The following is a 19,302-nucleotide window of genomic DNA, read 5'->3' as shown; positions in this document are numbered from 1 at the left end:
ACATCGACTTATTAACAAGCTAATCAAACAAGCTTCACAATCTTTCACGCTATAGTGTTGTCCGTCACATTTTGGTTGTATAATCTGCGCGCGCAAACCTTCATATTGTATACAAAATATCAAATGCGTTTGGCGCCTCCCAATTTGTTTCAACAATAGCGCCCCAATAACGGCCAAGATGGAAGCGATAACTATGTTCAAAGCGAGTGAAGTGCTGGCAGGCCGCTACGATTCTGCCAATCTCGACGAACTGTTCAAAGCAGTCAGCGACAACTACATTGTCGATGAAGAACAATACTTGTCAGAGCTGATCAAACTAGTGCCCTCCAGTGATGAAGCCATAGAGCGCGTCACTCGTCGTGCCCACGAACTGGTCAATAAGGTTCGTCAATTCGATAAAAAAGGCTTGATGGTCGGCATAGATGCCTTCCTGCAACAGTACAGCTTAGAAACACAGGAAGGCATTATCCTGATGTGTTTAGCCGAAGCTTTACTGCGAATTCCCGATGCGGCCACTGCCGATGCGCTAATTGAAGATAAGCTTTCAGGCGCTAAGTGGGATGAGCACATGAGCAAGAGTGACTCAGTGCTGGTTAACGCATCGACCTGGGGCTTAATGCTCACAGGTAAAATCGTTAAACTCGATAAAAAACTCGATGGTACTCCAAGCAACTTGTTGAGCCGCTTAGTGAATCGTCTGGGTGAACCTGTGATCCGTCAAGCCATGATGGCTGCGATGAAGATCATGGGTAAGCAGTTCGTACTGGGCCGCAACATGAAAGAAGCCCTAAAGAACAGCGAAGACAAACGTAAGTTAGGTTATACCCATTCCTACGACATGCTGGGCGAAGCGGCGTTAACTCGCAAAGATGCCGAGAAATACTATACCGATTACGCCAATGCGATAACCGAGCTCGGTGCTCAAAGCTATAACGAAAATGAATCACCGCGCCCAACAATCTCCATCAAGCTGTCGGCATTGCACCCACGTTACGAAGTGGCCAATGAAGACCGCGTCTTGACTGAACTGTACGACACAGTGATTCGCCTGATTAAGCTGGCACGTGGTTTAAATATCGGTATATCTATCGATGCCGAAGAAGTCGATCGCCTCGAGTTATCACTAAAACTGTTCCAAAAACTGTTTAATGCTGAAGCAACTAAAGGCTGGGGATTACTCGGCATAGTCGTACAAGCCTACTCTAAGCGTGCCCTGCCCGTACTGGTTTGGTTAACGCGTCTAGCGAAAGATCAAGGGGATGAAATCCCAGTGCGTCTGGTAAAAGGTGCCTATTGGGATAGCGAACTTAAGTGGGCGCAACAAGCTGGCGAAGCCGCTTATCCACTCTACACTCGCAAAGCCGGTACTGACGTTTCTTACCTCGCCTGCGCCCGTTACTTATTATCGGATGCGACTCGCGGTGCTATCTATCCACAATTTGCTAGCCACAATGCGCAAACCGTGGCGGCAATTTCCGATATGGCGGGCGATCGTAACCATGAGTTCCAACGCTTACACGGCATGGGACAAGAGCTGTACGACACGATTCTGGCTGAAGCTGGTGCTAAAGCGGTACGTATTTATGCGCCTATCGGTGCGCATAAAGATCTACTGCCCTACTTAGTTCGTCGCCTGCTGGAAAATGGCGCGAATACTTCGTTCGTCCACAAACTGGTCGATCCTAAAACCCCCATCGAGTCATTAGTGGTACATCCGCTAACAACACTGACGGGTTACAAAACCCTGGCTAACAACAGAATCGTTTTACCTGCCGATATTTTCGGTAGCGAGCGCAAAAATTCCAAGGGACTCAATATGAACATCATTTCCGAATCTGAGCCATTTTTCGCGGCACTAGAACAGTTTAAAAATACCCAATGGCAAGCGGGTCCTCTGGTTAACGGTAAAACCTTAACTGGCGAACATAAAACGGTTGTTAGCCCATACGACACTACCCAAACCGTAGGTCAAGTCGCCTTCACCGACAAAGCTGCAATCGAAGCAGCAGTCGCGTCTGCTGAAGCAGCATTTTCCTCTTGGGCACGCACACCAGTGGAAACCCGTGCATCTGCACTGCAAAAATTGGCCGATTTATTAGAAGAAAACCGCGAAGAATTGATCGCCCTGTGCACCCGTGAAGCGGGCAAGAGCATTCAAGACGGTATCGACGAAGTACGTGAAGCCGTTGATTTCTGTCGTTACTACGCAGTACAAGCCAAGAAGATGATGGCAAAACCTGAACTGCTTCCTGGCCCAACGGGAGAGCTGAACGAACTGTTCCTCCAAGGCCGCGGCGTATTCGTGTGTATCAGCCCATGGAACTTCCCATTGGCCATCTTCCTCGGTCAAGTGTCTGCGGCATTAGCGGCGGGTAATACCGTCATCGCAAAACCCGCGGAGCAAACCTCAATTATTGGTTACCGTGCGGTTCAACTCGCTCATCAAGCAGGTATTCCTGTCGAAGTGCTGCAATTCCTACCAGGTACTGGTGCGACTGTGGGTAGCGCAATTACGGCCGATGAACGTATCGGTGGCGTGTGCTTTACCGGTTCAACTGGCACAGCAAAACTGATTAACCGCACACTCGCCAACCGTGATGGCGCGATTATTCCATTAATCGCCGAAACAGGCGGTCAAAATGCCATGGTAGTGGACTCAACCTCTCAACCTGAGCAAGTGGTTAACGATGTGGTTTCATCGTCATTCACCAGTGCAGGCCAACGCTGCTCGGCGCTGCGTGTACTCTTCCTACAGGAAGACATCGCAGATCGCGTGATCGAAGTCCTGCAAGGCGCGATGGATGAGTTAGTGATTGGCAACCCAAGCTCAGTAAAAACCGACGTAGGCCCAGTTATCGATGCGACCGCCAAAGCCAACTTAGATGCGCACATCGATCATATCAAGCAAGTCGGTAAGCTTATCAAGCAAATGCCGCTGCCTGCTGGCACTGAGAACGGTCACTTCGTGTCGCCAACTGCAGTGGAAATTGACTCAATCAAAGTGCTCGAAAAAGAACACTTTGGCCCAATCCTGCACGTGATCCGTTATAAAGCAGCGGATCTTGGCAAAGTGATCGATGAGATCAACAGCACAGGCTTTGGTTTAACCTTAGGTATCCACAGCCGTAACGAAGGCCATGCCTTGGAAGTTGCCGACAAAGTGAACGTGGGTAACGTCTACATTAACCGTAACCAAATCGGTGCTGTGGTGGGCGTACAGCCTTTCGGCGGTCAAGGTCTGTCAGGCACAGGTCCTAAAGCCGGTGGCCCACACTACTTAACCCGTTTTGTGACTGAAAAGACTCGCACCAACAACATCACAGCTATTGGTGGTAATGCGACCCTACTGTCACTCGGTGATAGCGAAGAATAAGTACACTGAACTTGCTTTAGAATATCGCGATGCATCTTTAGCCATCGCGATAACAATAAAAAAGCCAGACTGAGTCTGGCTTTTTTATTAGAGTCTAAAACGGTACTTATCTATGACGTAACAACTTAATTAAAATCCCAGTCATTACATATCCGTCATTAATACGGGTTGACCAAAACCTTTAAGTTCAGCGTGGGAGGACTCAAAATACTGCTGCCAAAACTGTTTCAACGGCAACATTACTTGACCGCCTCTAAATCCTTTTGATGTAGCAGGAACCCAACCCGCACCTAATACGTAAATATCTGCCTGCTTAAAATCACTCAGCATGTTCGCTTTTTGTATTTTTAGCATTTCTTGCTCAGGTTCGATAACTTTTAAGGTGTTTTTACTGTAAAAGCTGGTCACATCTGAATTTTCAACCATATCGGACACAAGTAACAATACTCGGCGTCCTTCGGTATCGGCAGCCACTTGCGGCGCAATAACCTGAGATAAATTACTGAGGATTTCAGTTTTGGGCAAATCCACATCATTAGGTTTAAAAGCATGTTTTATATGGGCATCAATTTTACTTCTAACGAACTGAGCTTGCTTGTTCATGCAATTATCAAAAGCCATTAGATTTTTCTTCGATACGTCATCCCTGTCAGCAATATCAGTATCCAGCCTGCCACTAAACAAAACATCGGTATAAAAATCTTTTACATAAGCACTAAAGCTAATGATAGTAATTTTATCCCCAGCTTGTAGGAAGAGATGCACTTTCTCATGAACTAACTGTTTAATATTTATGTCCGGAGAAAAAGTACCATCGATCGCCACAAACAAATGTCGGCCAGAAACTGTCTTTGCCGTTAGTGGAGCAATTTTGGCAAACTCGTAGCAACTTTTAATATCATTTCTCTCAGCGGCCATCGCAGGCAAACACATAGAAATAGCTAAAGTGCCAAACAAGCCAGTAACCACCAACTTAGCAAGCTTTGTCATTCCTGTCATGAACTTAACTCTCCAAGTATCTCTTTGCGTAAACGATCGCGCATCTGCTCTTCCGTTTCAACAACCTTTTTTTGCTGAGTTATTTCAGCAAGCAGCTCTTGTCGAATACGTTGTTCAGCTTGTTCTGGCGTTTCGGCCTCTGCAGCCTTTTTAGCATTCGTTTCAGCAACAAGCTCGGCTTTCAATCTTGCTTCCATCGACTCTGGTGCTTCGGAAGTTTCTACCTCAACAACATGAGACGTTGCCACCACAGCGGCACTTTTCATCGCCTGATGGCTGGCTAATGTTTGATGCTCACGTAAACGTACCGATTGATCATATCGATTTTCGGCATTACCTAAATCTTCCATATACGTCAAGAATGAACGCTCACCACATGCCTCTAACACCTCTAGCACCTTAGGATCTTGGCAATTAGTTTCGGCTTTTTGATTCATTCTTTGCTGCAAGTTAGTTAGGCGCTTCTGGGCTACGCGCGCGACTTGCTGCTTTAAACGAGAATAATGCGTCTTAAACTCACGCTCACTTTTAAAGTTGCCAATTTCTTTGCGCGCATCTTTAGAATGTTTGCCAGCAAATCCGGTTTTAAAACCAATTAAAATACCGAAAATCTGTAATAGGATGAATAAGAAAGCAAGAAAAATAAAAGTTCCCCAACCGCCTTTCTGTTCACGATCCCACACGTCATCCTTTGCTTTATCACCTGCACTTTTAGACTCATCCAGTAAGAGTGCTGGAGGTGCTTCAGCATAGGGGTCTTGTTCTTGATACAATCCACTCGTTTGCTGAATATTGACTTCATCAATGTGCATTTTTTCAAGCACTTGACCACGCACATAGGTTGCCAATACTGCAATCACTAGGATCGCAATAGCTGTAACCGTGGTGATGAAATAACGGGGCTTAACCTCTGCGTTAGTAGAGATCCGATTAATGAGTTGCTTATATTGAGGCTCATTATCATCCTCAAAGGTTTTATCTAAATTAATGCGAGTATTAGGTGCCAGTTCTGGCGTCGATTTGTCGCGGTTTTTAGCATTTTTCCACCAGACCTTGGCCTTTTTAATGAGCGAGTTAGCATGCAGCTCATGTCCAGTAAAGTGAGTTAAACCTACCAGTAAAACCGAGATGATGAAGGCGATACCCACAGCACCTTGCTGCTGTAGTTTTTCCGATGCTCCGGGAATCGTGAAACCTGAAAGAACGTAACTAAATCCCATTGCTTCAACAAACACTAAGGCGGCAATCAATATCCACCCCAAAATATGTAAGTTGTTACGACCATTTTCAGTCACTTTACCTAAATAGTCTTGGCTTTTACTGAAAAGCTCCTCGTCCTTATTCACTTTCTCATAATGAGCGGCAAAATCAGTACACAGTGCGACTTCAGTATTCAACCAATCCTTATCGTAAATCTTAACTTGGGTTTCATAATCTTTCGCTAAGCGACTCTCCTTACCGATTACCGGAAAGGCATACCATGTATTAAGCCACCAGAAACTGACCTTATCCCACCAAACCGTAATAATGACCACTAATACCATCAACGAAAGTAACAGCGACACTAACGTGCGATACTCATTAAATAACATAGACACAAAATCCATTTACCGCTCCTAAGCACATTGCTTATAACAATTTGGGTTCAAAATCGGCTTCATAAACCGTTTTATTCTTCTCGTAGTACAACTTGCCAGCAATCGCGGTCGCTGAACGATCGATTGGCATCACCACATCCATACAGCGCACAGGAGAGTCTTTTTCCGTTGTAAAAACACGATATAACAAGCCTTTATCACCATAATAAGTCTCTACATGGCTCGTAAGCTGATAATTTGGATCATCTTTACTTGAACCTTTGTAATTCTTCCAAATATTCACTTTAGGCGCAGAAACAGCCGTGCCACTGTCCTTAATTACAGCAACAGGGGTCAAACCAATATAATGGCCATTCACTTTATAACCCCAAGCAGTACCATTCATACCCGGTAAATAATCTGCTGTGTTGTAATCCTTACGATTATAACTCTCACCTGTGGCTAAACTCTTCACGTCCCCCGTGACTCTCGGTCCCTCAACGGCGCAATTTAGGCTAGAGACTTCAGATGCATACGCCTTGCTAAATAATGCAAAACCGCTCTCTTTTTTAGCACCCACTAACTGGATAAAGTTTGTCGATGGGTCGAGCATTTTCTTACCACCAAAATCTACCAAGGCTTTTTGCAGTTTCACTGGCTCAAGTAACTTGACGATTTCCGACTCCGTCATTTGTATTTGAGCTGGTTCAAGGCGAGAAGTGCTCGGTTTAGTTGGCTGAGTTGTAGGCTGCTTTTCCACTTGATTAGTAGGCTTGGCTGCTGCCACTTTATCCTGCGATCGGCGGGATAAATAACTCAAATTTGCCTTCTGTTTGTATGAATAAGCCAGTAATTGATCCGGTTTACCGTCAATTTCAATAATTTCTACTCGACGATTTTTTGCTTTGCCAGCGTCATCACTATTAGCTGCAACAGGCTGTGACTCCCCTGCTCCTTGGAAGAATAATCGCTCAGTCGGAATGCCAGCTTGATTAAAGAGGGTTGCCACATAACGCGCTCTCGCTTCGCTAAGCTCTTGATTTAACGATTCAGCACCACTGGCATCTGTATGACCTGTAATCAAAATGTTTTGTTTAGAGTCTTTATAGATAGCGGCGAGTTTTTGAAATTTTTGTTTAGCTTGTGGCGTCGCCTCTGAAGCTCCAGAAGCAAACATCACTTCACTATTACTCGAAACTGTCGCAGCCATACCCACAACTTGATAATTAGCGTACTTTTCTGAATCTTCCTTCGACATGGTTTGTTCGGTTGAACTGATCAGTAAGCTACTTTGTTGTTCATCTGATGCTTTTGAAGCGCTGATTGAAGTAAATTGAATATCAAGATTTTCTGTTTTCGCTAACTGTTCTAATGCTTCGCGTTTTTGCTGAAAATCATAACCAACGGTACAACCAATCGCAGCACCAGCAGCACCGCCATAAAGCATACCTTCATTGCCACCTAAATAATTCCCAATCAATACACCTAAACCAGTACCAATAGCACAACCAATAACAGTTTCTTTATTATCTTCAACAGATTGAGTGATGGCACAACTGCTAAGCGCTAATACGCCAGCAACTGCGAGCGATATGGATTTCAAATTTGACTTCATAGTCATCCCTAACTTTTTAAAAATTCAAAATTGAATTTTAGATGCAATAAATTAAGTTAAGGATTAGAAGGAATTAGCCCTAAAAAGTCAATCTAAAGTTGATACTGATGTAACCAAAATATTAATTAAGGCTGAAATTTGTGAGCAACTTTATATCGAAGATATTTAAGCGACTGACACAGGAGTTGTCATAAAACAGTTTTATCCTAATGTGAAGTCACAATCACTATGCAAAAAAATCATTACTGGGAATCGTTTCTCAGTTGCACCAAATCTTTCATAGACCTCATAATCTGCACATGACTAATCTCTCTCTTTCTCCCCATATTACATTTTACTAAGGTGGCTATGACATTTTCGTTGTTAGATATTTCTGCATTGGTGTGGTTTATCGTTTCTTGGGCTGGCTACACCGCCTTTGCCCGTAGCAAGGCGAGAGATACCGACTGTATTGCCCGTGGTCTGCATAAGCATAGAATTTACTGGATGCTTGAGGTGATGACCCGCGGTGTGCGCGTGGGTGATGCGGCACTACTGGCCAACTTAGAACGCAATATTGCCTTTTTTGCATCGACCACGCTGTTTGTGCTTGCGGGTGTACTGACCTTATTTGCGCAAGTTGAACGACTAGAAAGTGTTATTGCGACGATTCCCTTTGCTACGCCACCGAATCATGCGCTGGTGCAAGTCAAGTTAGCTCTACTAGTCGGCATTTTTGTGATGGCCTTCTTCCAGTTTACTTGGTCAATGCGCCAATACGGCTTTGTGAACGTGATGATAGGCGCGGGCCCTCTGGACACCGATGGCTCAAATGACAATCTCAAAGCCTATGCAAGACAAATGGCGACAGTGCAAGATCAAGCGGCACACTCCTATAACTATGGTTTACGTGCCTATTACTTTTCAATGGCGGTATTGTGCTGGTTTGTACACCCTATACTCTTTATCTCGGCCAGCTTATTTGTGGTCGCAACCTTATATCGCCGCGAATTCAAGTCCCGTGCCGTTCTGGCGATCACGGCAGCGAAAGGCCATCTCCAAATAGAGAGCCAAGTGCGGGAAACCGCCCGCAACCACAAAATAGAATCATAGCCTTGGCGGTTTAGGCCGCTGGCGTCATCTTGATTGGAATTATTGTTCTATACTCTTTGGGTCGTGTTTCTATTGAATTACTGGGAGAGTGCCATGAGCGATAACTTATTAACCTTAGATGAAGTGTGCAAAATGCTAGATAAAACACCTGCGACCATCAAACGCTTCGCTCGGGAGAATTTACTCTCAAGTGTTCAAGATGGTGACGAATTAAAATTCCCCGAAGCGGAAGTTAAACGCTACCTCGCCTTTTCGCAACGCTTAGGCTAAAACGCATCAAGTAACTAACGGCAAATAAAACTGAATAATCAGTATGTAAGCCGTTTGAATTTGTAAAGGTGGTTTGAATTGAAATGTGATACTCGAATTCAAGTACGCTGCTTAAGTTTAAGTCGTCGATAGCGAGTTAAAACAAACGGTGAATGCGATATGGACAGTGAAGCTCAAAGGGATTTGAACTTAGCCATAGCGGTTTGTTGCGAAGGATTGGTTAGGCAAAATCTAGCGGTGTAAACCATAAAACTTAAGCGATGAAACTTTAAGCTATTAAGCCTCAAGCTGTTAATCCAAAAGATTGAACCATTACTTATTATTTAAAGCCTGCTGCAACTGCCGATAGGATAACCACTCTCGCTGCACTTCACTTAGGCCTAAGTCAGCGGCGAGTTGTTGCAATTGAACTTCATACTTAGGCAACAGGGTTTCATCATTGGTCATAATCGCGAGTTCAGCAAAATCCCCTAAACCTTCGATATGGTCAATTGTTAGATGAAATTCACCCAGAAAATAGATACTGCGTCGCTTTTTAATTTCCAGTACGCACTCATAACCTAAGGTCTGCAGCATACTTTTTGCTTTTGTTGCTTCAGTGATATTCACGGCTTCACAGCGGTCTTTTTCTGGCCCTTTCACTATCCACAGCATTATCCCCGATGGCTGCATCTCACGGATACACAAGCTCTTGTGCTCACCTTTAAGTGACTGTGATGGCAGATCAAAGTAACAGTCATGCTCAAGGTTATCTTCGAGCATGACCTCGGGATTTCTCATTTGTAAGGCAACGAAAAAAGCGTGGCGATCCAGTAAGTGGTATTTAAGCTCGACCTCAAACTTACCATTAAAATGGGCATTAATTTGTGGGGCTAATGCTTCCGGCATCGCAGGGTTCATAGATTCATATCCGCTTTTAATGGGTAAAATATATCGCTATTTATAATATTGAGCGCCAACATCTTAATTCTAAAAGATTAAATCCAAAACCTTAAGTGAGTCTTTGGTACAAGGCCTGATACTCTGCACTGTCTTCAATTAAGCTCTGGTGAGTACCAGACGCAATAATCTTCCCCTGACCGAGTAAATGAATTTGATCCATCTTCGCCATAGCAGTTAAACGATGGCTAATCATCAGCAAGGTTTTATCCTGAGCAAACTCAAATAGTAAACTTAAAATTTCCCGCTCAGTGCGTTTATCTAGCCCTTCTGTTGGCTCATCGAGCAATAGCAGCGGCGCATCACGCAGCAGTGCTCTTGCTACACCAATACGGCGCTGCTCGCCACCCGAAAGCTGACGTCCACCTTCACCTATCCACATATCCAGCGGCTTATCACCCGTGAGTAAAGCGCCAAGTCCAACTCGCTGTAACACATCAATCAAGCGTGCGTCGTGGGCCGTGCGTTTCTCGCCCTCAGTGACAGGTAAGGCTAATACTAAGTTTTCCCGCAAAGTACCCGCAAACAAATAGATGCGTTGACTAATTACAGTAATCGCATCCCTAAGACCGCGCTCGCTGTACTCTGAAAGTGCATGACCATCGAGCTTGATGTGCCCTTGCTGTGCTTGCCATTCTCGGGTAATCAGCGTCAATAAGCTCGACTTACCGCAACCCGTTGGCCCAAGTAACGCGACTTTTTGCCCGGCTTTTATCTCAAGGGACAAACCTTGCAGCACGTTTTGATCGCCTCGATAACCAAAGTGGATATCTTCAATCTGTAATGCGCCAGACTTTGCCCTCAAGCCAGTATCGACAGCAAATTGAATATCGGCCTTTTGTTCGGTGATTTCATTAATTCGCGTTGCGGCCAATACGCAGCCTGACAAATGCTGAAACGCGCCCGCGATCGGCATCATCATCTCAACGCAGGCCATAGTGGCAAACACCATAAGCGCAAACATGGGGCCCGGCGGCACGGCATCACCCACACCTTGAGCGGCTAAATAAAGCATCATGATCAAGGCTGAGCCCGTGGAGAGGATCAACATGGCTTGGCTGAGAGCAGTGATATTGGCCATCGCGCTTTGGCTGCGAAAAAGTGCAACTTCAGCATCATTCAGTTTTTGCCTGAATCTGTCGTTCGCGCCAAATAGGCTAAGTTCGGCTTGGCCTTGCAACATATCCAACAACTGCACCCGATAATGACGCTTGGTCTCGAGCATAGTTCGGCTTGGCGCGTGTCCAAGGCGATAAAATAGCAGTGGCATCACCAGCCAAACAGCGACTAAGAATAAGCAAAGACTCAGTGCAAGTTTGGCATCGAACCAAGCAAGAAACAGATACAAGAGCCCCGTCATCAGAAGGGATGCTGCCATAGGCGTGAGCAGTCGCAGGTAAAGATGATCTAGGGTATCGATATCGGCCACTAAGCGATTGAGCATGTCGCCACGGCGCAGACCTTGCAGATTTTTAGCACTGAGCGGCAAGAGTTTACGCCACGCCCAAACACGAAGTTCAGTCAGCAACTTAAAGGTCGCCTCATGGGTCGCTAAACGCTCGCCATAACGACTAGCGGTTCGGGCAATTGATAAGAAACGTACCCCGCCAGCGGGAGTGAAAAAGTTAAAGGACTGCGCCGTGACTATTGTCAAACCCGCGACCGCGGTAGCGGAAAGAAACCAGCCCGAAAGTGACAGTAAACCTATGCCAGCCATCAAAGTAATAATGGTCAGCAGCAAGCCCACGGACATCATTAGCCACTGGCGCGAGAACAATCGAATAAAGGGGATCAGCACTTTCATTGGGCATCTCCTTTAGTAGACTCGGCGGCAATGTCGAGTGGAGCGTCACTATCAAGCTGCGTCTCACTTGCGCTTGCCGATAACGGTACAAGTTCAATATCCGCCACGGACTCAACATTTTCACGCAGTAAGGTTTGGAATAAGCCGTTTGTGTCAGACAAAGTGGTGTAATCGCCCCGCTGCACTATCAAGCCTTTATCGAGCACAAGAATAGTATCCATTTGATCTAACTGATCTAATCTGTGGGTCACCATAATGCACATCTTACCCGCCATGGCGCGATTCAGCGCAGAACTCACCGCCTGCTCACTCTGGCTATCTAAACTGGCTGTGGGTTCATCAAGGACAAACAAACTCGCCTGCTGCCCAAGCGCCCTTGCTAAAGCAATACGTTGAGCTTGGCCAACGGATAAACCGGAGGATTGTTCACCGACTGGGGCATCTAAACCCAATGGCTGCGCCTTAACGAAGTCGCTGATATTGGCCTCAGCCAGTAAGTGCCACAGCGTATCGTCGGGCAGAGTGGGGTCGGCTAAGGCCACGTTATCCCGCACTGTGCCATGAAATAACTGCGGTTCCTGTCCAAGCCAAGCTAAGTGCTGTCGCCAATGGGCTAAGTCTAATGCGGATAACTCATGGCCATTAATCAACAAATGGCCCTTGTAGGGTAAAAATCCTAATAAGGCGTTGAGTAAACTGGTTTTACCCGCCCCACTCGGGCCAACTAAGGCTAAGCGTTCACCCTCTTTTAACTCAAAACTCAGCGGGCCAAGTAAACGCGTTCCATCGACACTGAACACCTCAAGATTGTCGGCACTCAGCGTCTCTATGCTATTGATACGGACGTGGCCGGCAAATTCAGGTTCCGGATGTTCGAGCAAGGTAATCAAAGCTTCTGCCGCGCCTATAGCCTGCGCCTTGGCATGGTAATGAGTCCCCATGTCGCGCAGCGGTTGATAAAACTCAGGAGCTAAAATCAGAATAAATAGCCCAGTAAATAAGCTGAAAGGAATACCGCCCACCTCAGGCACTATACTCGAGCTAATATTGGCATGGGCACCATAGTAGCCAAAATCCAAATGGCCTAAATAACTGAAACCAAAGTAAACCGCCAATACTGCAATCGATACCGCGGCAAAAAACTCTAAGACTGCCGAGCTTAAAAATGCCATGCGTAGCACCGACATAGTGCGGCTACGAAACTCTTCTGAAGCACTCGCGATCACCTTAAGCTCGGCATCACCACGGTGAAAAAGTTTCAACGTGCTTAAGCCTTTTAATCTATCCATAAAATGGCCGCTCAATCTTGCAAGCGCACTGAAGTTCTTGCGATTCGCATCGGCAGCGCCCATGCCAACTAAGATCATAAACATAGGGATTAATGGCGCTGTGAGTAACAGGATTAAGCCTGCCGCCCAGTTAATCGGGAATACCGCCGCTAAAATGAGGATGGGAATAAAACCAGCAAGGCTGATTTGCGGAAGGTATCTGGCATAAAAATCTTGTAAATCTTCGACTTGCTCTAAGACTATGCTGGCCCAACTCCCTGCGGGTTTACCTTTAATAAATGCAGGACCTAGCTTAGTCAACTTGTCCATCACTGCCGCGCGAATATGGCCACGTAGACGCTTACCCGCCTCAAAACTGGCGCGCTCACGCCCATAAGCCAGCAAGGCACGCAGTAACATCAAGGCAATTAACGCAATAAAATGAGAAATATAGGTATCAATACTCACGCTGGAACTGATCGTTTGGGCATTGTCAGTTAGCGGTACGACTTGCTGCCCTATGATCACTCCATCCAGAATCATTGCAATAATATAAGCCTGTGCCACCATAGCGACGGCGCTTATCATCCCAAGCCATAACGACAATTTAAGGAACAGGCCACAGGCTTTCTTCTGGGCTTTAAGCCAAACGAGAAGGGATTTTTCTAACGACTTATCCATGGTGCTCCAACAAGAAAACAATTAAGCGACTCGTAGCGGGGATCGACTATCGATAACAACTCAGTTTAAGGGGCTTGCAACAGCTAAAAAGTTCCGATAGGGACGCAGTATCGCAGGCATCTACAACAGATGAAACCCTATCACAGACTTTTGCTAGCGGACTCACAAAAACGAGCTAAAGATAAATAAATCTAGGAGTTAACGGAACTTTACCTAGTACTAGCCTGATTTTAAAAACTTAGGTAGCATGAAGCTCTTTGTATTAAATGTCCTCTATCTATGCCAAATAAAAATGCTGGTTTCACCCTGATTGAACTCGTTGTGGTTATTATTATTCTTGGCGTATTAGCCGTAGTAGCTGCGCCTAAATTCATTAATTTACAATCAGATGCCTATAAGAGTCAGCTATCAGGTGCACTGGCTTCGATGAAATCCGCCGTCACTTTATTCAAATCAAAGTCGGAAATTACTAACAGCGGCACCACGAATAGAGTCGTTTACGACGAAATCCGTGGCGAAAACTATCAGCCTTGGGCTGCCAGCACCAGCGGTATAACGCCAAGTACGGCTTACACGACTCCGCCAGAAATTTTTAAAGCGGCAGGGCTAAATGTGAATGAGTGGTCCTATCGAATTTACACCACCAACGGCACCTATGAAGTTATCGCCACACCAAAGCAAAAACTGAACCTTGCCACGCCCACAGAAGCGCAAGTCGAAGCGACAAATTGTTATATCGACTATAAATGGGAGACAACGGGCGTCCCCACTTATAAAAAAGTCGACACTGGTTGCTAGGCGACCTTAACGATAAAATATCTATAGAAAAACAGCGAGTTAACCTGATGTTATCTCGCTGTTTTATTTACGCCCTAAACTCATTTTGTTGTTAATGCTTACGTTTACAATTAAGCATTTTTAAAGAGTTCGCGCTTATTGCACTCCACCGTATTTCACTAGCACATGCCAGAGCAACTTAAGTTCATGGGCGACTTGCGCACGATTACCGCGCTCACGCCAATGCTGGGGGGAATGGTATAAATCCCGCGCCGCCACGCCTATGGCATAGGCATCAACTCTGTCTTCTATGGCAATCCGATTAGCCAGCGATGGCATAGTTGGCCCACGGAAATCACTGGGGATCTGCGCCGTATGCAGGCTAAAGCCACCATGATATTGCAGCTCAATATCATATTTATCGCAAATTTTACTTAAGCTTGCGCCAATATCAGTCCCCTTAAAACTGGGGTCCGCCACCAGCATGGCGATATCTTCATCGAGGGAAACATCGCCATGGATCTGCGCCTCTATATAATGGTCAAGATTATTCGATAGCGGCCGCTCGAAACGTGACAGCAAGGAAGCATTGAGCTGATGCCCAAAATAATGGATCACATTCAGCGGCTTAAAGTCGGATTTACCTAAGGCATAGTGACGCTCAAAACTCTCAGTCAACAGCGCCGCTAAAATATCATCGAAACATGACAGTGTGCCCTTCTCTTTCGGATTACGATACGAGTCGAGATAACTAAAGGTTGAGCGCGCCATCGCACTCGTATGAGTCAAAAAATAACAGCTTCCAAAACGTGGGGCGGGACCGTCCTGCCACATCCCCAGATCGAGTGCACCGTATTTAGGTCGAGATTTAGTGCCCTTGTATACATCCCCAAAAAGCTGATTTTCCCAATGATCCCGTGGGCCACCTAACTCAGGTGACAACTGACCATTAGAAATATGGGTCTCAAACTGGCTGCGGTATTGACCATCGCGCAGTAAACCTTCGGCAACCGTCATACCACGGCTATCAATTCTATCGGGATGAAAATGCAGCGCAATTCGGCCACAGTTGAGCAATTGTTTAAGCGCGAGTTGCATCTCATGCATGGGGATATTTGACATCTGCTGCACATTTTTAATCACAGCAACGGCTTGTTCACTGCGTCCTCGTGCAAGGCGTTCAATATGCTGTATCGCTGTCATAATCCACCTATAAATGAGAGGCGTTTAACCGTTCCCACAATGCCTCATCCTAAAATAAACGTGAGATAAATCGCAAGCATGCAGAGAACTGCTCTTAAGCCACTCCATCTAAATGACTAAGTTAAACATGAATGACTCAGTTAAACGTGACCGTGAAAACACTCAATAATTCTTTCGCTCGGTTCATTGTTAAAAATTCAGCGAATAACATCAATCACGAACTGAACAGATAGCTAAACCAATTGCGTCATTGATCAATTCTACTCCAATCGACTTTAGTTTATACCACTCTCATTATTGTAGCGTGATCTACCGCTAACTCATTCTAACTCTAGATAAAAAATGCCTATGACTTCAATTGATATTATGAAATAAGCCTAATAGTCATCTTATTCCTTGAAATCAATTAACTTCCATAACCTCAAACTCTGCCATCTAAACTTGCGCCTAAAAGATAAGCGAGGCCGAGTGAAAGCCGCCGACAAGCGATTTATGTGCCAATATGAATGAAACCCAGCCCAAAAACCTTTATTAGATGGCACTTAAAGCCCTGATCCTGTAAGCTGCACGCCCGCCAGCAGACCTGGCTATTGACCATAAATGCAGCACAGTGTTGCCACAAGAGACCAATCTATGAGTTTTACCTCCCTGGGCTTATCGGCCCCGATACTTAAAGCCGTTGCCGAACAAGGCTACGACACACCTTCGCCAATCCAAGCTCAAGCAATTCCCGCTGTGCTTCAAGGCAAAGATGTGATGGCGGCCGCCCAAACAGGAACAGGTAAAACAGCAGGTTTCACCCTACCTATGCTCGAACTCCTGAGTAAAGGTAACCGTGCCCAAGCAGGCCAAGTGCGCGCATTAGTGTTAACTCCGACACGCGAATTGGCAGCTCAGGTTGCAGAAAGTGTTGAAACCTATGGTAAGAATTTGCCACTGCGCTCAGCGGTGATATTTGGTGGCGTGCCTATCAATCCACAAATTGCTAAATTGCGCCACGGTGTCGACGTATTAGTCGCCACGCCTGGTCGATTGATGGATCTATATAATCAAAAAGCGGTGAAATTCAGCCAGCTTGAGATCTTAGTGTTAGATGAAGCCGACCGTATGCTCGACATGGGCTTTATCCGCGATATCCGTAAAATTTTGGCCATTTTACCTAAGCAACGTCAAAACCTGATGTTCTCAGCCACCTTCTCCGATGAAATTCGTGAGCTGGCCAAAGGCCTAGTCAATGATCCAGTCGAAATTTCGGTCACGCCACGTAACGCGGCGGCGACCACAGTAAAACAATGGGTTTGCCCAGTTGATAAGAGCCAAAAATCGGCACTCTTGATCCAACTCATCAAGCAAAACGATTGGCAACAAGTATTGGTATTCTCGCGCACTAAACATGGCGCTAACCGTCTGGCGAAAAGCCTTGAAGAGGCAGGTATCAAAGCCGCCGCTATCCACGGTAACAAGAGCCAAACCGCCCGTACTAAAGCCTTAGCCGACTTTAAAAATGGTCAAGCTCGCGTACTGGTTGCGACCGATATCGCCGCCCGCGGTTTAGACATAGACCAATTACCACAAGTGGTTAACTTCGACTTACCGAACGTGCCAGAAGATTATGTGCATCGTATCGGCCGTACTGGCCGCGCTGGCGCATCGGGTCAAGCCGTGTCACTGGTAAGTAACGAAGAAATCAAACTGCTGAACGATATCGAGCGTTTAATCAATCGCGTATTAGACCGAGAAATGGTTGAAGGCTTTAACCATGAATTGCCAGAATCACGTTTGGGTGGCGGCGGGAAAAGTAGCGGTAAATCAGTACCAAGCCGTAGAAATACCCGCAGCTCAAACCAACCTAGCTCACGCGATGGTGCCCCAAGAAGCGCCGAGCATAAAGATGGTCAACGCAGCGGTGACGTCGCGCGCGGTCACAAGCCAAACGACAAGAATCCAAGACACAGCGGCGAAGCCAGTAGCGCACCCCGCAGTGATGCCAAGCCTCGTCCACCACGTTCAAACGATGGCCGAGCCAATAGCGCAGGCGCTAGTCGTCCAACTGAAAGCCGTTCAGGTGCTGGCGAGAATCGTGGCCAAGCGGGTGAGAATCCTTACGCCAATGGCCCAAAGAAAAACACCCGTCGCCCAAATAACGGTGCGAGTCGTCCAAGACATTCACAGGATTAATGCAAAAGCTAAGCGAACTTGCTTAGCGATTTAGTCGTATTAAGTCCTAAACAGAAACGCCCAACTCCGTATGGAATTGGGCGTTTTTGTTTGTCTTAGTTTGTCTTTATCGATGCTTAGCTCGTTATCTACGCTTTGAACAATAATCGGCTTGAACAATCACTGCCTTAAAAACAGCCTAAAACGGCAACCTAAGTTAATTCGCCTTTGTATCTGGCAACTGCTGCAGGACTTCATCCGTAAAATAAGGTTCATCTTCAACCCAAAAAATGTAGTCTAAGCCTAGGTAATTTTGCGCAAAATCCAGCAGCTCAGGCACAGTATTCTTTTTACCCGTTTTAGGATTAATCTGCCGCAAATTACCGTCTTGCACCGCCATACCTTTCACCAGTGTCGCTGGGTACTCTTTAATAAAGGCATAACTTTGTGCCATATGACTTTTACGGTAAGGCATCAGATCTGGGCCACCCACACCTATGTTGAGCGATTTGGCTTGCGCAAATAAGCCTCGCATATAGCCTTTGTCATTCCATGGCAGCCATTCGTCTGGCAAAAAGTTCAAATACACCATAGCGGTTGAATGCTGAAATGACTCAGCTAATACCTGCATATTCTCGCCAATCGCATCGATATAGGCTTTAGGATTAAAATCACTGGGGAAGGTGGTCGTTCCATCGGCGTTTTCAGTCCCCACATCAATTGAGCTTTCACTAAAGTTAATGCCCGCAATTTTCCCATCAAACTCTTGGCCAAGCTGACGCACCAATTGTTGATAACGCGCACGCACTGAGGGCTCCCACATTTTGGCTGACCAGCCATACTCATCATCCGTCACCGGTTTATTGGGATCACGCTCTGGTGCACTCAACATGCTTTGCTTCAACACACCGCCTTGATAAATCGGATCATCGAGCAAATAACGCGGCACATTGACTCTGGGCGTAAAGGATTTCTCTTGCAGCTGGATCCACAATTTTTTGCCTATCGAATCGAGATACGCAATATCGGCCCTAATCGCACTGAAATCATATTCGCCCTGCTTAGGCTCTAAACAGCGCCAAGTATAAACAATCTGCGCACCGCCAAAACGGGGATCGCGCAGCGCCTTGTCGGCACGAATGTTTTCTCCGTTAGCCTCACGATGGTTAATGTAGATAAAGTGCTGTAACGGTTGCGGCTCTGACTTAGACTCAGGTTGCGGCTCTGGCAGAATTGATGCAGCGCTCGCTGCGCTCAAAAAGATGCTTAGTAAAATAGTCCATCGAAACATAAATACTCCAAACCGATGCAGCCCTATCACCTGACAAAGCCGTTAATCCGCTCATTTATTTTTTACTCAGAATCACTTCTAACACAGGCAAGCTGAGGGGCATATCAATTAAGCAGACAAATACAAAGTGTTACTTAATCGCCCAATAAGATTCGCGGTGAAGTAGACACAAAGGTGTAGTGACTACCGCTATAAAACCCAACAAAAAAGGGAATAAACCTGAGTTTATTCCCTTTAAAAATAGAGCGAATTAAAT

13 protein-coding genes are annotated in these 19,302 nt (G+C 45.9%); 5 read left to right on the top strand and 8 right to left on the bottom strand.

The features are described from left to right. Positions 1-178: 178 nt before the first annotated feature. Positions 179-3,373, top strand: a complete 3,195-nt coding sequence (gene putA, locus RA178_RS04300; RefSeq protein ID WP_306684693.1) for a bifunctional proline dehydrogenase/L-glutamate gamma-semialdehyde dehydrogenase PutA — start codon at positions 179-181, stop codon at positions 3,371-3,373. Positions 3,374-3,517: 144 nt separating this feature from the next. Here the strand turns inward: putA and RA178_RS04295 are convergent, their stop codons facing one another. Genes RA178_RS04295 through RA178_RS04285 form a run of 3 tightly spaced genes read right to left on the bottom strand, consistent with a single transcriptional unit; the run spans position 3,518 to position 7,564 of the window. Further along, a complete protein-coding gene (locus RA178_RS04295) occupies positions 3,518-4,330 on the bottom strand; it encodes a hypothetical protein (protein WP_263196137.1) in 813 nt (270 codons plus the stop codon). Between the two features lie 38 nt (positions 4,331-4,368). Continuing rightward, complete coding sequence (locus RA178_RS04290; protein WP_263196136.1) at positions 4,369-5,979, bottom strand: flotillin family protein; 1,611 nt, start codon at positions 5,977-5,979, stop codon at positions 4,369-4,371. A 22-nt stretch (positions 5,980-6,001) separates the two neighbouring features. Then, positions 6,002-7,564: an OmpA family protein gene (locus RA178_RS04285; RefSeq protein ID WP_263196135.1), complete on the bottom strand. Its 1,563-nt coding sequence runs from the start codon at positions 7,562-7,564 to the stop codon at positions 6,002-6,004. 348 nt (positions 7,565-7,912) lie between these two features. Between RA178_RS04285 and RA178_RS04280 the strand changes: the two genes are divergently transcribed. Then, on the top strand, positions 7,913-8,656 hold the full coding sequence (locus RA178_RS04280; RefSeq protein ID WP_131524297.1) for a DUF599 domain-containing protein: 744 nt from the start codon (positions 7,913-7,915) through the stop codon (positions 8,654-8,656). Positions 8,657-8,749: 93 nt separating this feature from the next. Next, entirely contained in the window at positions 8,750-8,926 is a 177-nt protein-coding gene (locus RA178_RS04275; RefSeq protein ID WP_006082937.1) for a helix-turn-helix domain-containing protein, read from the top strand. 312 nt (positions 8,927-9,238) lie between these two features. On the opposite strand, the gene cyaB is transcribed toward RA178_RS04275, so the two are convergent. The 3 genes from cyaB to cydD form a co-directional block, all read right to left on the bottom strand. Continuing rightward, positions 9,239-9,826 carry a class IV adenylate cyclase gene (cyaB, locus tag RA178_RS04270; protein WP_306684690.1) on the bottom strand — a complete coding sequence of 196 codons (588 nt, stop codon included), beginning with the start codon at positions 9,824-9,826 and terminating at the stop codon, positions 9,239-9,241. A gap of 91 nt (positions 9,827-9,917) precedes the next feature. Next, positions 9,918-11,669 carry a heme ABC transporter ATP-binding protein/permease CydC gene (cydC, locus tag RA178_RS04265; RefSeq protein WP_306684688.1) on the bottom strand — a complete coding sequence of 584 codons (1,752 nt, stop codon included), beginning with the start codon at positions 11,667-11,669 and terminating at the stop codon, positions 9,918-9,920. Continuing rightward, the gene (gene cydD / locus RA178_RS04260; RefSeq protein WP_306684686.1) at positions 11,666-13,618 is read right to left on the bottom strand and encodes a heme ABC transporter permease/ATP-binding protein CydD; all 1,953 of its coding nucleotides are present in this window, start codon (positions 13,616-13,618) and stop codon (positions 11,666-11,668) included. Before cydD ends, cydC begins: the two co-directional genes overlap by 4 nt. Before the next feature lie 279 nt (positions 13,619-13,897). Here cydD and RA178_RS04255 point away from each other — a divergent pair, with 279 nt between their 5' ends. Then, positions 13,898-14,416, top strand: a complete 519-nt coding sequence (locus tag RA178_RS04255) for a type II secretion system protein (RefSeq protein WP_263178635.1) — start codon at positions 13,898-13,900, stop codon at positions 14,414-14,416. A gap of 135 nt (positions 14,417-14,551) precedes the next feature. Here RA178_RS04255 and RA178_RS04250 read toward each other — a convergent pair whose 3' ends face one another. Then, positions 14,552-15,598, bottom strand: coding sequence for a DUF3626 domain-containing protein (locus RA178_RS04250; RefSeq protein WP_306684683.1), 1,047 nt, complete (start codon positions 15,596-15,598; stop codon positions 14,552-14,554). A gap of 633 nt (positions 15,599-16,231) precedes the next feature. Here RA178_RS04250 and RA178_RS04245 point away from each other — a divergent pair. Continuing rightward, positions 16,232-17,776 carry a DEAD/DEAH box helicase gene (locus tag RA178_RS04245; protein ID WP_168822533.1) on the top strand — a complete coding sequence of 515 codons (1,545 nt, stop codon included), beginning with the start codon at positions 16,232-16,234 and terminating at the stop codon, positions 17,774-17,776. Positions 17,777-17,972: 196 nt separating this feature from the next. Here RA178_RS04245 and RA178_RS04240 read toward each other — a convergent pair whose 3' ends face one another. Beyond that, entirely contained in the window at positions 17,973-19,046 is a 1,074-nt protein-coding gene (locus RA178_RS04240; RefSeq protein ID WP_306684681.1) for a hypothetical protein, read from the bottom strand. Between the last annotated feature and the right edge of the window lie 256 nt (positions 19,047-19,302).

The organism is Shewanella oncorhynchi, assembly GCF_030848765.1.
Classification (GTDB): Bacteria; Pseudomonadota; Gammaproteobacteria; order Enterobacterales; family Shewanellaceae; genus Shewanella; species Shewanella oncorhynchi.
Note: the sequence above shows the minus strand (reverse complement) of the source record. Positions and strands in the feature narration are given on the sequence as shown.

Bases quoted from the DNA above. Each gene is read 5' to 3' on its own strand.
- putA (WP_306684693.1), top strand. From the start codon at position 179: ATGGAAGCGATAACTATGTTCAAAGCGAGTGAAGTGCTGGCAGGCCGC.
- RA178_RS04290 (WP_263196136.1), bottom strand. From the start codon at position 5,979: ATGGATTTTGTGTCTATGTTATTTAATGAGTATCGCACGTTAGTGTCG.
- RA178_RS04285 (WP_263196135.1), bottom strand. From the start codon at position 7,564: ATGAAGTCAAATTTGAAATCCATATCGCTCGCAGTTGCTGGCGTATTA.
- RA178_RS04280 (WP_131524297.1), top strand. From the start codon at position 7,913: ATGACATTTTCGTTGTTAGATATTTCTGCATTGGTGTGGTTTATCGTT.
- RA178_RS04275 (WP_006082937.1), top strand. From the start codon at position 8,750: ATGAGCGATAACTTATTAACCTTAGATGAAGTGTGCAAAATGCTAGAT.
- cyaB (WP_306684690.1), bottom strand. From the start codon at position 9,826: ATGAACCCTGCGATGCCGGAAGCATTAGCCCCACAAATTAATGCCCAT.
- cydC (WP_306684688.1), bottom strand. From the start codon at position 11,669: ATGAAAGTGCTGATCCCCTTTATTCGATTGTTCTCGCGCCAGTGGCTA.
- cydD (WP_306684686.1), bottom strand. From the start codon at position 13,618: ATGGATAAGTCGTTAGAAAAATCCCTTCTCGTTTGGCTTAAAGCCCAG.
- RA178_RS04255 (WP_263178635.1), top strand. From the start codon at position 13,898: ATGCCAAATAAAAATGCTGGTTTCACCCTGATTGAACTCGTTGTGGTT.
- RA178_RS04250 (WP_306684683.1), bottom strand. From the start codon at position 15,598: ATGACAGCGATACAGCATATTGAACGCCTTGCACGAGGACGCAGTGAA.
- RA178_RS04245 (WP_168822533.1), top strand. From the start codon at position 16,232: ATGAGTTTTACCTCCCTGGGCTTATCGGCCCCGATACTTAAAGCCGTT.
- RA178_RS04240 (WP_306684681.1), bottom strand. From the start codon at position 19,046: ATGTTTCGATGGACTATTTTACTAAGCATCTTTTTGAGCGCAGCGAGC.